Source organism: Ventrimonas faecis (assembly GCF_040096075.1).
Taxonomy (GTDB): Bacteria; Bacillota; Clostridia; order Lachnospirales; family Lachnospiraceae; genus Brotaphodocola; species Brotaphodocola faecis.
In genome coordinates, this window is record NZ_JBBMFJ010000023.1 from 35,262 (window position 1) to 47,627 (window position 12,366).

Below are 12,366 nucleotides of genomic sequence, written 5' to 3' on the forward strand. Positions count from 1 at the left end.
TTCGTTCTATGATAAGGGTAAGCGGAGGACTTTCCCATGACAACACACGATTCCATTCATCCTGAAACCATTCATTCGGAAAGACAGACCGGGGAGCACATCCTCGTCTGTCTTTCTTCCGCGCCATCCAACCCCAGAATTGTCCAGACCGGGGCCCGCATGGCCCAGGCCTTCCACGGCACCCTGACCGCGCTTTTCGTACAGACACCAGACCATGCTACCATGAATACCGGTGATCAGAAACGCCTGGAAGAACATATGCAGCTGGCCCAGCGCCTTGGGGCTTCGATAGAAACCGTATACGGCGATGATGTTTCCTACCAGATTGCGGAATTTGCCCGGCTCAACCATATCACCAAAATTGTCCTTGGCCGCAGCAATGTCCGGCGGCGCCATCTCTGGAGCAAGCCGTCCCTGACCGAAAAGCTGACAGAAATCGCGCCAAATCTGGATATCTACATCATTCCGGATGCCGCATCCACGCACAACAGCTATCACCCGAAAAAGCGCTTCCGGTCCGCTGCCTGGAATATTCAGATTTCAGACTTTTTCCGAACTGTTCTGATTCTGCTGGCCGTAACTCTGAGCGGACTGTTCTTCTACCATGCCGGACTGTCGGAGGCAAATATCATCACCCTTTATATTCTTGGCGTCCTGATGACCTCCATGGCCACTACCGGATGGAGCTGCAGCCTGCTGGCCTCTGCATGCAGCGTGGTAATTTTTAATTATTTTTTTACCACCCCGCGCTTCACCTTTCATGTGTATGGAAAAGACTACCCGGTCACCTTTGTGGTGATGTTTGTTGTGGCTCTGTTAAGCAGTGCCCTGACCACCCGGCTGAAAGACCACGCAAGACAGTCCGCCAAGCTGGCCTACCGCACCAAAGTCCTGTTTGACACCAACCAGCTTCTGCAGAAGGCCGAAACCGATGAGGCAATCTTAAATACCCTGATTTCCCAGATCCGCAAACTGCTCGGAAAACACATCATCATTTATCCGGCCCGGGACGGAAAATTGGGAACTCCTATCCTCTCCCCGGATTCTGTTTCCGCGGAAAAATCAGAATTCCTGACCAGCAGCCGGGAACAGGAGGTTGCCCGGTGGGTCCTGACCCACAACAAACGGGCCGGTGCCTATACCGACACCTGTTCCGATGCCCGCTGCCATTATCTGGCCATCCGGGTACGAAATTCGGTCTATGGCGTTGCCGGTATTGAAGCCGGGGAGCATCCCATGGATTCCTTTGAGTACAGCGTCCTGGTTTCCATGCTGGGAGAAGGTGCCCTGGCTATGGAAAACCGGCAGAACATCCGGGAAAAAGAGCAGGCCTCTCTTCTGGCGGAAAAGGAACGGCTCCGGGCCAATCTGCTGCGCACCATCTCCCACGACCTGCGCACCCCGCTGACTGCCATATCCGGCAATGCCAGCAACCTGCTCTCCAACCACGCCGCCATTGACGAAGCCACCCGTCTGCAGATCTATGCGGACATCTACGATGATTCCATGTGGCTGATCAGCCTGGTAGAAAACCTGCTGGCCGTCACCCGCATTGAAGACGGGCGCATGAACCTGCGCATGGAAACGGAGCTGGTCAGTGAGGTGATTTCCGAAGCGCTCCGGCATATCAGCCGCCAGGCCGCAGAACATACCATTACCGTAACAAGCACCGATGACCTGCTTCTGGCCCGCATGGATGCCCGTCTCATCGTCCAGGTCATCATCAACCTGGTGAACAATGCCATCAAATATACGCAAAAAGGCAGTCGGATCCAGATTCTGACCGATAAGCTGGAATCCGACGTGCGGATCCGGGTCACGGATGACGGCCCTGGCATTCCGGATGAAGCAAAACCTTTTGTCTTTGATCTGTGCTATACCGGCGCAAACCGCATTGCCGACAGCCGCCGGAGCCTGGGACTCGGGCTCTGTCTGTGCCGCTCCATCATCCGGGCCCACGGCAGAGATATTTCCGTTTCCGACAACACGCCCTCTGGCTGTATCTTTACCTTTACATTACCCTGCGAGGAGGTAGCAATCCATGAATAAACCTCTGATTCTGGTTGTGGAGGACGACGCGCCCGTCCGTAACCTGATCACCACCACATTAAAACTGCACGATTACCGTTTTCTGACCGCTGCAAACGGAGAAACCGCGCTGATGGAAGCGTCTTCCCACAATCCGGATATCATTCTGCTGGATCTGGGACTGCCGGATATAGACGGCATCGACATCATCCGGCAGATCCGCAGCTGGAGCATGACCCCCATCATCGTCATCAGCGCCCGCAGCGAAGATACGGACAAGATTGAGGCCCTCGACAACGGGGCCGATGACTACCTGACCAAGCCCTTTTCCGTGGATGAGCTGCTGGCCCGCCTGCGCGTAACCCAGCGCCGGTTAAGCTTCATGCAGGAAACCATGTCTGCCCAGGATTCTGTATTTCTGAATGGCCCCCTGAAGATTGATTTTTCCGCCGGGTGCGCCTATTTAAACGGGGAGTCCCTGGCCCTGACCCCCACCGAGTACAAGCTCCTGTGCCTGATGGCCCGCAACGCGGGAAAGGTCCTGACCCATACCTACATCACCGAACATGTATGGGGAAGCAGCTTTAAAAGTGATGTGGCCTCCCTCCGGGTCTTTATGGCAACACTCCGCAAAAAGCTGGAAGCCGCACCGGACGCGCCCCAGCAGATCCAGACCCATATCGGGGTCGGGTACCGGATGCTGCGGCTGTAATCTTTCATAATTTTATATTGGATTTTTTCTCAATTTGGGATATACTTTTGATAATGCGTGACTGTGGAATCCTGAGCAGTCACGGCACTACAGACTAAGGAGGCTGAAATTATGGTTCGCAAAGAAAACACAGTTGCGGTGGAACACTTAGGCGGCGGCAAGGGCACTGCTTACGTTCATCACATCATTTCCAAAGAAGAATTTTTAGGTCACGGCAGAATGTACGCGAAGGTGGTACTTCCTCCGGGCGCAAGCGTTGGCTGGCACCAGCACGTACATGACACTGAGCCGTACTACATTTTAAAAGGTCAGGCAGACTTCATCGACAACGACAAGTCCGTCACCAAAGTTGGCCCTGGTGACTGCTGCATCATTCAGGTCGGCCAGTTCCACAGCTTGGAGAACAACTCCGATGAGGATGTCGAGTTCATGGCTCTGATCTATAATGAGCCGGGGTTTTTATACGAGTAAAGTGACCTGAAACAGGACATGGAACATATGCAGACTGCCATATTTTCCATGTCCTGTTTGTAACTGTGAGGGTACTGAACAGTTATGAAATTTATTAGTATGTCTTAAGTTTCATAATACTGGATCCGGCACTGGTGCTTTTTATCCTTTTTGTCGTAGTTGATGCCAACCAGTAAAATTTTTCCCGAATATGCTGTGAGCGCATCCGGATAATGCTTGTCATAAATTTGTGTAAGTGCCGTCTGTGCACTCTTATCCCATTTTAATTCCACAAGCAATGCCGGATACTGCTCTGCCCGCTCCCGCTTCGGAATATATACAAAATCCGCAAAGCCACGACCAGCCGGTAACTCTCTGATTGGTTTGAAATAATATTTCATTGCGCTTAAATAGGCAATCGTCAAAACACTGCTCAAAGAATTTTCATCGTTGTATGAAATGTTCGCCGCATATTCCGTATGGATTTTTTCGATCGCTTCAGCAACAACTTCTGCATCCAGATTCAGTGTCGCATCAAGAAGTGCATCTGACTCCCGCTTGAACTCCAGAAATTCATCCCAGCTGTTTTCCTCTATCGCTTCCACAAACTCACTGCGAATTTCTTCATTCGGAATAAATGCCGTCCGCTCTTTCTGGTTATACGCAAGGTATCCCAGATGGATCAGTGCTGTCATTACATCGTCTTTATTCTTGAAGCTCACCATATCATTCTGATATGATTTGGTTTTTACCGGAATTTCATCACCTGACAACATGGTCAGCAGCGCCGATTTCAGACCGTCAAAATCCATACTGATGAGCGGGATAATTGCCTCGTAAGTTCCCGTTTTTGACCAGTAGCTCTGGAATGTTCCTCGCTGCATAATACTTACCACAGCTCTTGGATTATAAACCTGATAATCTCCCAGTTGATATCCATCATACCAGCGCTTTACTTCATCAAAATCCCGCCCATACTGCTCACACAAATGTTTTACCTCATCTTCTGTAAAACCAATATACGGCGCAAATACACTTGGATCCAGCATGGTAAATTCTTCAAAATTGTTCAGGGCTGACTGGGTTTTTAATTTCTTGATCGGAAGAATTCCGGTCAGATATGCCAGATGCAGAAATCTTGTCGGCTCTGTTCCCTTAAACATGCCACGCAGAAAATTAATGTATGCTTCCTGAACCGACTGATTTGCTGCTTCATCACGAATCAGCACATCCCACTCATCAATAATTACTACAAACTGTTCTCCTGTTGAGGCACGAATGAATGACAATGCCTCCGGCAAAGTCGCAATCTGTTCTGAACAGATCTGCGGATAACGCTCACGAAGCTCTGCGAGCACGCTTTCTGTAATATATGCCACGATCCGGTTTACATCATCGACATTCGATAAAAACCATTGAATGTCAATATGAATGACATCATACTTGTTCAGGTGTTCTTCAAAGTCTTTCTGTTTTCCAATATTTAAATCAAAAAACATCTCTTTAGAATTGCATCCTTTGCTGTAATATGCCGTCAGCATGTCCGCTGTAATCGACTTTCCAAATCTTCTCGGTCGGCTGTTGCAGATGTATTTTTCCGTGGTATCAATCACACTGTTGATATATTCAAGGAGGCCCGTTTTATCAATATAAATTTTAGAATTTACCGCATTCTGAAACGCACTGTTATCCGGGTTTAGAAATCGTCCCATCTCGTCCTCCTTCCACACACAATGTTATCGTCTCCATCACATGCTATTCTATTTGCATTATAGGGGATTTTCAGCAGAATAGCAAGAAATGTATAACGCAAAAAATCCCACAGGAACAGCACCTACATACTGCTCTCTGTGGGACTTTTATCTTTAGTGTTTCATATTCAAACGCACCATTGCGCGCTTCAGCGCTGCTTCCGCACGCGCTACATCCAGATTGGCCTCGCCGGAGGAAAGACGGCGCTCCGCACGGGAACGTGCCTCTTCTGCACGGGCAAAGTCGATCTCATCCGGCCATTCTACAACCTCTGCCATAACAGTCACCTGCTCCGGCAGAATGGTGATGAATCCGGACATCAGCGCTGCTTCCTTCTCACCGCCGTCCTCATGGATTTTGAGAACGCCCGGCGCTACGACAGCGGTCAGCGGAATGTGGTTCGGGTAAATACCGATCTCACCCTCGGTGGTGGTCAGCTCTACCATGGAGACTTCTCCGTCGTAGAAACCGCCGGTCGGGGTGACAACCTTTAATTTCATTCCATCAGCCATAGACGTACCCCCTATTTCACACGGGCAAGAACGTCGTCGATATTACCTGCATTCAGGAAATACTGCTCCGGAATGTCATCATGCTTGCCTTCCAGGATCTCCTTGAAGCCCTGAATGGTCTCGCTAAGCGGCACATAACGGCCTTCCAGACCGGTAAACTGTCCTGCTACGAAGAACGGCTGAGATAAGAATCTCTGGATCTTACGTGCGCGGGATACGGTCAGCTTATCTTCCTCGGAAAGCTCATCCATACCTAACATGGCAATGATATCCTGTAACTCTTTGTACTTCTGCAGAACCTCCTGCACGCCGCGGGCTACCTTGTAGTGCTCCTCACCTACGACACGCGGGTCGAGGATACGGGAGGTGGACTCCAGCGGATCTACTGCCGGGTAAATACCCTGCTCTACGATGGCACGGCTTAATACCGTGGTTGCATCCAGATGTGCGAAGGTGTTTGCCGGAGCCGGGTCGGTTAAGTCATCGGCCGGCACGTAAACTGCCTGTACGGAAGTGATGGAACCGTTCTTGGTAGAGGTGATACGCTCCTGAAGAGCACCCATCTCAGTCTGCAGAGTCGGCTGGTAACCTACTGCGGACGGCATACGTCCAAGCAGAGCGGATACCTCGGAACCTGCCTGGGTGAAACGGAAGATGTTGTCGATGAATAACAGGACATCCTTACCGCCCTTATCACGGAAGTACTCAGCCATAGTCAGACCGGTCAGGCCGACTCTCATACGTGCTCCCGGCGGCTCATTCATCTGACCGAATACCATGGTGGTCTTATTGATAACGCCAGACTCGGTCATCTCATAGTAAAGGTCATTACCCTCACGGGTACGCTCACCTACACCGGTGAATACGGAATATCCGCCGTGCTCGGTAGCGATGTTACGAATCAGCTCCTGAATCAGGACGGTTTTACCTACGCCAGCACCGCCGAACAGACCGATCTTACCACCCTTCTGATAAGGGCAGAGCAGGTCTACGACTTTGATACCGGTCTCAAGGATCTCAGTCTGGGTGGACTGTTCCTCGAAGGTAGGAGCTTTTCTGTGGATTGGAAGGTACTCTTCCACCTGTGGCTTTTCTTTATTGTCGATCGGCTCGCCCAGTACGTTGAAAATACGGCCCAGCGTATTCTCACCAACCGGTACGGAAATCGGCGCGCCGGTTGCAATGGCGTCCATACCACGTCGCAGACCGTCGGTGGTTCCCATTGCGATACATCTTACGGTATCGTCACCAAGATCCTGTGCAACCTCAACGGTCAGGCTGCCGCCGTCTTCTAACGGCACCTTGATTGCCTCGTTGATTTCCGGAATCTTGCCCTGGGAGAACTTGATATCCATGACCGCACCAATGATCTGTGTGATCTTACCAGTATTTTGTTCTGCCATCTTGCTTCTCCTTTTAACTTCTCTAATTGATCGCATTTGCGCCTGCAATGATCTCCGTAAGCTCCTGGGTAATGGAACCCTGACGCGCACGGTTGTACTGCAGCTCTAACTTGCCCAGCATCTCTTCTGCATTGTTGGTTGCCGAATCCATGGCGGTCATACGCGCGCCATTTTCACTGGCAACTGCTTCCTGCAGCGCACCAAAGATCAGACTGCTCATATATTTCGGAATGATCATATCCAGCACTTCTTCTTCACTTGGCTCGTAGTTCATGAGGGCTTCGGCTTTCGGAGCCTCACCCTCGCCACTCTCTTCCATGGTAAACGGAAGGAGCTTGATGAGCTTCGGAATATGAACTACGGTGTTCTTAAAGGAAGTGTACGCAAGATAGATCTCACCGATCTCCCCACGGCCAAATGCAGCTAACAGCTCTTTTGTAAGGTCGGCTGCATCCTGGTAGGTTGGCTCGTCGATGACCTCGGAATAATCCTCGGCAATCTCGTAGCCCTTCTTTGCCAGTCCGTCACGGCCCTTGCGGCCAATGGCGTAGACCCGGGTCTTCTCCGGAGTCAGCGCCTCATTTCCTGCGATGAGCTTGACAATGTTGTTATTGTAGCCGCCGGCAAGACCGCGGTTGGAAGTGATCGCGATGACCGCTTTTCCATCCGTGGCACCTGCCCGCAGGTATTTGTGGTCGATGGTTCCTGACTTTTTCAGCATGGAAGAGATCGTCTCATACATCAAGTCGAAATAAGGCTTGGAGCCTTCTGCTTTCTGTCTGGATTTCTGCAGCTTGACTGTAGAAACCAGCTTCATGGCTTTGGTAATCTGGCCGGTGCTCTGGATACTTGCTTTTCTGCGTTTAATATCTCTCATCGATGCCATGATCGTTCACCTGCCTTATCTAGCGCTGCTCTTTGCACTCTTTGATCGCTTTTACAAGCAGAGCCTCGGTCTCCTCAGACAGAACCTTGGTGTCGCGGATTGCTGCCGGGATCTCCGGGTACTTGCTGTCAATGTATTTGAATAAGTCTTTCTCAAATGCCAGCACATCTGCAACCGGAATATCAAGAAGATGCTTTCTGGTTGCTGCGTAAATGATGATTACCTGGTACTCAACCGGCATCGGCTGGTACTGAGGCTGTTTTAAGACTTCGCGGATGCGCTCGCCCTGTGCCAGCTGCTCGGTGGTTGCGGCATCCAGCTCGGAACCGAACTGAGCGAAGCTTGCCAGCTCGCGGTACTGTGCCAGTTCCACACGGATCGGCGCTGCAATCTTTTTGATTGCCTTGATCTGTGCCGCGCCGCCTACTCGGGATACGGACAGACCAGCGTTGATAGCCGGACGGAAACCAGAGTTGAACATCTCAGTCTCAAGGTAGATCTGACCATCGGTAATGGAAATTACGTTGGTCGGGATGTATGCGGATACATCGCCCGCCTGGGTCTCGATGATCGGCAGTGCGGTTAAGGAACCGCCGCCTAAGTCGTCAGACAGACGGGATGCGCGCTCCAGCAGTCTGGAGTGCAGGTAGAATACGTCGCCCGGATAAGCCTCACGTCCCGGCGGTCTCTTCAGAAGAAGGGACAGGGTACGGTAAGCGGCAGCGTGCTTGGTTAAGTCATCATAGACTACCAGTACGTCCTCTCCGTTTTCCATCCACTCCTCACCGATCGCACATCCGGAATATGGTGCGATGTACTGTAACGGAGCCAGATCGGATGCTGTGGAAACTACGATGGTGGTGTAGTCCATAGCGCCGAACTCCTCTAAGGTTCTTACAATGTTTGCAACGGTAGATGCTTTCTGGCCGATCGCAACGTAGATACAGTGAACGCCCTGACCCTTCTGGTTGATGATGGTATCGATCGCGATGGCGGTCTTACCGGTCTGACGGTCACCGATGATCAGCTCTCGCTGTCCGCGGCCGATCGGGATCATGGCATCGATTGCCTTGATACCGGTCTGTAACGGGGTGTCTACAGATTTTCTTTCGATTACGCCGTGAGCGACACGCTCAACACGGCGGAATTTGTCAGTCTCGATCGGGCCTTTGCCGTCGATTGGCATACCTAACGCGTTGACAACTCGTCCGGTCATGGCATCGCCTACCGGAACCTCAACCACGCGGCCGGTTGTCTTAACGATATCTCCCTCACTGATGTTCCTGGTGTCACCTAAGAGAACGACACCTACGTTGTCTTCCTCCAGGTTCTGGACCATGCCGTATACTTCTCCCGGGAATTCCAGAAGCTCACCCTGCATGGCTTTCTCCAGTCCATGAACTCGAGCGATACCGTCCGCAACCGTGATTACGGTGCCGACATCAGAGACTTCCAGTTTGGTAGAATACTTTGCAATCTGTTCTTTGATTACCGAACTGATTTCTTCTGGTCTCAAATTCATTGTCTGTTCCTTTCCGACTTGTTATGCCAGCTGAAGCGCGGATAACTCCTTCTTCAGCTCGTAAAGCCTTGTCTTGATGCTGCTGTCCACTACGCGGTCTCCGATGCGGATGACCATGCCTCCGAGGAGGGACGCGTCCACGTCGTAGTGCATTTCAAACTGCACATAACCGGTGGTCTCCAGCAGTCTTTTTTCTAAAGCGGCCTTCTGCTCCGCGCCCAGCTCAACCGCGCTGGTCACATAAGCAGCTCCGATCTTTTTGAATTCCTTCACCCTCTGGATGAAATATTCCAGAATCGAGATCATCTCGTTCTGTCTGTCTTTCTCAACAATGATGCTCAAGAAGCCCATCAGCTCCTCCGCAATCTTTCCGGAAAAGACCTGATGTAATAAGGTGACCTTTTCCTCTTTCACGATCTGCGGGTTTCCGAGAACGGAAAAGAGTTCCGGGTTATCCTGTAAAATGGGGAGCAGAGCAGAGGTTTCCTCGTAGAGGGTATCCACAAGCTCTTTTTCCATGGCTGTCTCAAACAATGCATCGCCGTACACCTTTGAAACTAGCTTTGCCATGTATGTTCACCCATTTCCTTCAAAGTCTCATCAATCAAAGCATCCTGAATTTTGACATCGATGGAGTTTCCAACGACCTTCTCTGCCATGAATGCGGCGATGTCTACGATCTCCTGCTTCATGTCGTCGAGGGCTTTCTTCTTCTCCAGCTCAACCTCGCGGTTTGCGCGGTCAATGATTCTGGCTGCTTCGGCCTTGGCTTCATCGAGCATTTCCTCCTCACGGGCTTTGGCTTTACGCCGTGCAGTCTCCAGAATGCTCTCAGCTTCTTTGTTTACGTCTCTTAATTTTGCCTCGTACTCAGCCTTCATAGCCTCTGCAGAAGATTTGTCTTCCGCAGCAGACGCCAGCTCACCGGCAATCTTCTGTTTTCTCTTTTCCAGCACATCGCGCACCGGATTGAAAAGCAGATAGGACAATGCAAAGAATAAAATGAAGATGTTGATACCGGTCAGCACTGCGTCATGCAGAAGCTGCGGATCAAATCCTATCAGTCTGTCCAAGTCTTACGCCTCCTTTCGTTAATAATCGCTGCGTCTCCGCAACGTTCCGTTCTTTATGCGCCGAACGGCTTAACGAACATCAGGATGATAGCTACAACCAGACCATACAGACCGGTGGTCTCTGCTACTGCCTGACCAAGAAGCATGGTGGAAGTGATATCGGATTTAGCGCCCGGGTTACGGCCTACTGCTGCAGCACCGTGACCAGCTGCGATACCCTGTCCTACACCAGGTCCGATACCGGCGATCATTGCCAGACCAGCGCCGATTGCGGAACAACCAAAGATAAAGTCCTGTCCTGAGATACCATTCATAGTTAAGTCCTCCTAAATATAAATTAAATTGAATCCTGTTGGAATGCGATGTCTCATGTCATGCCCACCTCGATTCCGCTTCGCTTCATCTCGGTGTCGGGCTGCGCCCTATTCATCTGAACGTCCTCGTTCCGGCTTCGGAATGCAAGCATTCCACGCCTGCACAAGTCCATTCATCTGAGCATGACTTGGCTTATTCCATTTTGTCGTTGATGTATACCATGGTCAGCATACAGAATACGTATGTCTGGATCGCACCGGAGAATACATCACAGTAAACATGAAGTGCCGCCGGAATACCGATGTTGGTAAAGATCGGCATCATGCCGTACCATAATCCCATAATGATAACGCCTGACAGCAGGTTTGCGAACAGACGCAGGGAAATGGAAATCGGGTTGGCGATCTCACCGATTAAGTTAATCGGGAATAAGATCGGGGTCGGCTCAAACAGGCTGGTAAAATGTCTTACGCCCCTGTTCTTGATGCCCTGGTAGTTTACAATGAAGAACGTAAACATACCAAGCAGGAAAGTAACGCCATAGTCGGCTGTCGGAGCACGAAGTCCTAACAGGCCGCTCAGGTTACAGAAGAGGATAAATACGAAGATCGTTCCGATGTAGTTGATGAAACGTCTTGCATTGCCTCCCAGGATTCCTGAAGTCATGCCCTGCAGTGCCTCGTAGGCCATCTCCAGCACATTCTGAAAGGTTCCGGGCTGGTCCGTTGCTTTTTTCAAAGTCCGGTTGGCCAGTACCGCAAGAATCAGGATGATCGCTGTGATGATCCACATGCCTATGGTCGTTGTTGTGATCCAAAAATCCTGACCGAACAGCTGGTACTTGAGTACTCCGTGTATCATAAAGTCAGGCTCATTGGAAATCAGCATTCCCATTCACGGTTCCTCCTTTCTCTCATGATATCCCCGGCCGGTCATCTTCGGAAGTATCTGCCTGGACAGGCACCTCCGGTTCTTTTCCACCGGAAATTCTGTGAACCAGTGGCTGCAGGTATGCACCCGCTTTCATGCCCATGGCTCCGATCACCGCCGCCAGAAGATCGATTTTCAGCACCTTCCAGCAGATCAGAAGCGCTGCCACAAATGTCAGCTTGCGCAGCATACTCTGCGCTACCGTAAATTTGTTGGCATAGCTTTCGCTTCCGCTGTCCAGTACCCGCTCGGTCATAACCGCCATATGAATCAGCATACAAATGGCTCCCACGGCTCCCACCACCAGTCCCAGGACTACCGGAATGACCGGATAGGAAACCCGCGGGAGAAGCAGTACTGCAAGGATGGCCAGGATCACATTGTAAAAAATGATTCCGGCTGACATTTCCGCAAGCAGCCTTTTCGTTGACTTGCTCAGCCACTCCATCGTTACCTGCCTCCTTTGCTGTCTTCATGAAAAATACGGCTCGGCTGTTTCGGTTTGCTGATTCCGCTTCGTGCCTGCCCGGCATTCTGCTGCTGTCGTAAGCGCTCGTCCTCCTTCTGCTCCTGCAAAAGGGTATTCCGCGCCATGATCCAGCCGCAGCGTCCGCCTGCCAGAACACCCAGGATCAGCATCGGTACCATGAGCTTCGTCCCAAAATGGGAATCCACCAGATAACCTGTGTAAACACAGAGGAGAATCGGCGTCAGCACACTGAGCCCAAGCTGCGTTACCATAGCAAGACTGCGGAATACGCTTCTCTTATAATGCACTGTCTC

At 51.1% G+C, this 12,366-nt stretch carries 14 protein-coding genes; 3 read left to right on the top strand and 11 right to left on the bottom strand.

All coding sequences use genetic code 11. The features are described 5' to 3' along the window. The first annotated feature begins 36 nt into the window (after nt 1-36). The 3 genes from WMO41_RS11125 (at nt 37) to WMO41_RS11135 (ending at nt 3,211) form a co-directional block, all read left to right on the top strand. Nucleotides 37-2,049, top strand: a complete 2,013-nt coding sequence (locus tag WMO41_RS11125; protein ID WP_349229816.1) for a DUF4118 domain-containing protein — start codon at nt 37-39, stop codon at nt 2,047-2,049. Further along, on the top strand, nt 2,042-2,740 hold the full coding sequence (locus WMO41_RS11130; RefSeq protein ID WP_349229817.1) for a response regulator transcription factor: 699 nt from the start codon (nt 2,042-2,044) through the stop codon (nt 2,738-2,740). The genes WMO41_RS11125 and WMO41_RS11130 overlap by 8 nt, the downstream gene beginning before the upstream one ends. Nucleotides 2,741-2,851: 111 nt before the next feature. Then, on the top strand, nt 2,852-3,211 hold the full coding sequence (locus WMO41_RS11135; protein WP_177291494.1) for a cupin domain-containing protein: 360 nt from the start codon (nt 2,852-2,854) through the stop codon (nt 3,209-3,211). A gap of 104 nt (nt 3,212-3,315) precedes the next feature. Here the strand turns inward: WMO41_RS11135 and WMO41_RS11140 are convergent, their stop codons facing one another. The 11 genes from WMO41_RS11140 to WMO41_RS11190 all read right to left on the bottom strand — a co-directional run bounded on the left by WMO41_RS11140 (nt 3,316) and on the right by WMO41_RS11190 (nt 12,360). Next, complete coding sequence (locus WMO41_RS11140) at nt 3,316-4,902, bottom strand: AAA family ATPase (RefSeq protein WP_349229818.1); 1,587 nt, start codon at nt 4,900-4,902, stop codon at nt 3,316-3,318. A gap of 153 nt (nt 4,903-5,055) precedes the next feature. Further along, the gene (gene atpC, locus WMO41_RS11145; protein ID WP_177291490.1) at nt 5,056-5,454 is read right to left on the bottom strand and encodes an ATP synthase F1 subunit epsilon; all 399 of its coding nucleotides are present in this window, start codon (nt 5,452-5,454) and stop codon (nt 5,056-5,058) included. An 11-nt stretch (nt 5,455-5,465) separates the two neighbouring features. Then, nucleotides 5,466-6,857 (bottom strand): F0F1 ATP synthase subunit beta, encoded by a 1,392-nt coding sequence (gene atpD, locus WMO41_RS11150; RefSeq protein ID WP_177291489.1) that lies wholly within the window; start codon nt 6,855-6,857, stop codon nt 5,466-5,468. A 22-nt stretch (nt 6,858-6,879) separates the two neighbouring features. Then, nucleotides 6,880-7,743, bottom strand: coding sequence for an ATP synthase F1 subunit gamma (gene atpG, locus WMO41_RS11155; RefSeq protein WP_349229819.1), 864 nt, complete (start codon nt 7,741-7,743; stop codon nt 6,880-6,882). Between the two features lie 19 nt (nt 7,744-7,762). After that, the gene (gene atpA, locus WMO41_RS11160; RefSeq protein WP_118544259.1) at nt 7,763-9,265 is read right to left on the bottom strand and encodes a F0F1 ATP synthase subunit alpha; all 1,503 of its coding nucleotides are present in this window, start codon (nt 9,263-9,265) and stop codon (nt 7,763-7,765) included. A gap of 21 nt (nt 9,266-9,286) precedes the next feature. Further along, nucleotides 9,287-9,835 carry an ATP synthase F1 subunit delta gene (atpH, locus tag WMO41_RS11165; protein ID WP_177291487.1) on the bottom strand — a complete coding sequence of 183 codons (549 nt, stop codon included), beginning with the start codon at nt 9,833-9,835 and terminating at the stop codon, nt 9,287-9,289. Beyond that, a complete protein-coding gene (atpF, locus tag WMO41_RS11170; protein ID WP_349229820.1) occupies nt 9,823-10,338 on the bottom strand; it encodes a F0F1 ATP synthase subunit B in 516 nt (171 codons plus the stop codon). The genes atpH and atpF overlap by 13 nt, the downstream gene beginning before the upstream one ends. A gap of 53 nt (nt 10,339-10,391) precedes the next feature. Next, a complete protein-coding gene (gene atpE / locus WMO41_RS11175; RefSeq protein ID WP_118544256.1) occupies nt 10,392-10,652 on the bottom strand; it encodes an ATP synthase F0 subunit C in 261 nt (86 codons plus the stop codon). 193 nt (nt 10,653-10,845) lie between these two features. Beyond that, a complete protein-coding gene (gene atpB / locus WMO41_RS11180; RefSeq protein ID WP_349229821.1) occupies nt 10,846-11,547 on the bottom strand; it encodes a F0F1 ATP synthase subunit A in 702 nt (233 codons plus the stop codon). A gap of 19 nt (nt 11,548-11,566) precedes the next feature. Then, nucleotides 11,567-12,031 (bottom strand): hypothetical protein, encoded by a 465-nt coding sequence (locus WMO41_RS11185; RefSeq protein WP_349229822.1) that lies wholly within the window; start codon nt 12,029-12,031, stop codon nt 11,567-11,569. Between the two features lie 2 nt (nt 12,032-12,033). After that, nucleotides 12,034-12,360, bottom strand: a complete 327-nt coding sequence (locus WMO41_RS11190) for an AtpZ/AtpI family protein (RefSeq protein WP_349229823.1) — start codon at nt 12,358-12,360, stop codon at nt 12,034-12,036. Nucleotides 12,361-12,366: the final 6 nt, after the last annotated feature.

Excerpts from the sequence above, each read along its gene's own strand:
- atpE (WP_118544256.1), bottom strand. The coding sequence starts at position 10,652 with ATGAATGGTATCTCAGGACAGGACTTTATCTTTGGTTGTTCCGCAATC.
- atpH (WP_177291487.1), bottom strand. The coding sequence starts at position 9,835 with ATGGCAAAGCTAGTTTCAAAGGTGTACGGCGATGCATTGTTTGAGACA.
- atpD (WP_177291489.1), bottom strand. The coding sequence starts at position 6,857 with ATGGCAGAACAAAATACTGGTAAGATCACACAGATCATTGGTGCGGTC.
- atpA (WP_118544259.1), bottom strand. The coding sequence starts at position 9,265 with ATGAATTTGAGACCAGAAGAAATCAGTTCGGTAATCAAAGAACAGATT.
- WMO41_RS11125 (WP_349229816.1), top strand. The coding sequence starts at position 37 with ATGACAACACACGATTCCATTCATCCTGAAACCATTCATTCGGAAAGA.
- WMO41_RS11140 (WP_349229818.1), bottom strand. The coding sequence starts at position 4,902 with ATGGGACGATTTCTAAACCCGGATAACAGTGCGTTTCAGAATGCGGTA.
- atpB (WP_349229821.1), bottom strand. The coding sequence starts at position 11,547 with ATGGGAATGCTGATTTCCAATGAGCCTGACTTTATGATACACGGAGTA.
- WMO41_RS11135 (WP_177291494.1), top strand. The coding sequence starts at position 2,852 with ATGGTTCGCAAAGAAAACACAGTTGCGGTGGAACACTTAGGCGGCGGC.
- atpC (WP_177291490.1), bottom strand. The coding sequence starts at position 5,454 with ATGGCTGATGGAATGAAATTAAAGGTTGTCACCCCGACCGGCGGTTTC.
- atpG (WP_349229819.1), bottom strand. The coding sequence starts at position 7,743 with ATGGCATCGATGAGAGATATTAAACGCAGAAAAGCAAGTATCCAGAGC.
- WMO41_RS11185 (WP_349229822.1), bottom strand. The coding sequence starts at position 12,031 with ATGGAGTGGCTGAGCAAGTCAACGAAAAGGCTGCTTGCGGAAATGTCA.
- WMO41_RS11130 (WP_349229817.1), top strand. The coding sequence starts at position 2,042 with ATGAATAAACCTCTGATTCTGGTTGTGGAGGACGACGCGCCCGTCCGT.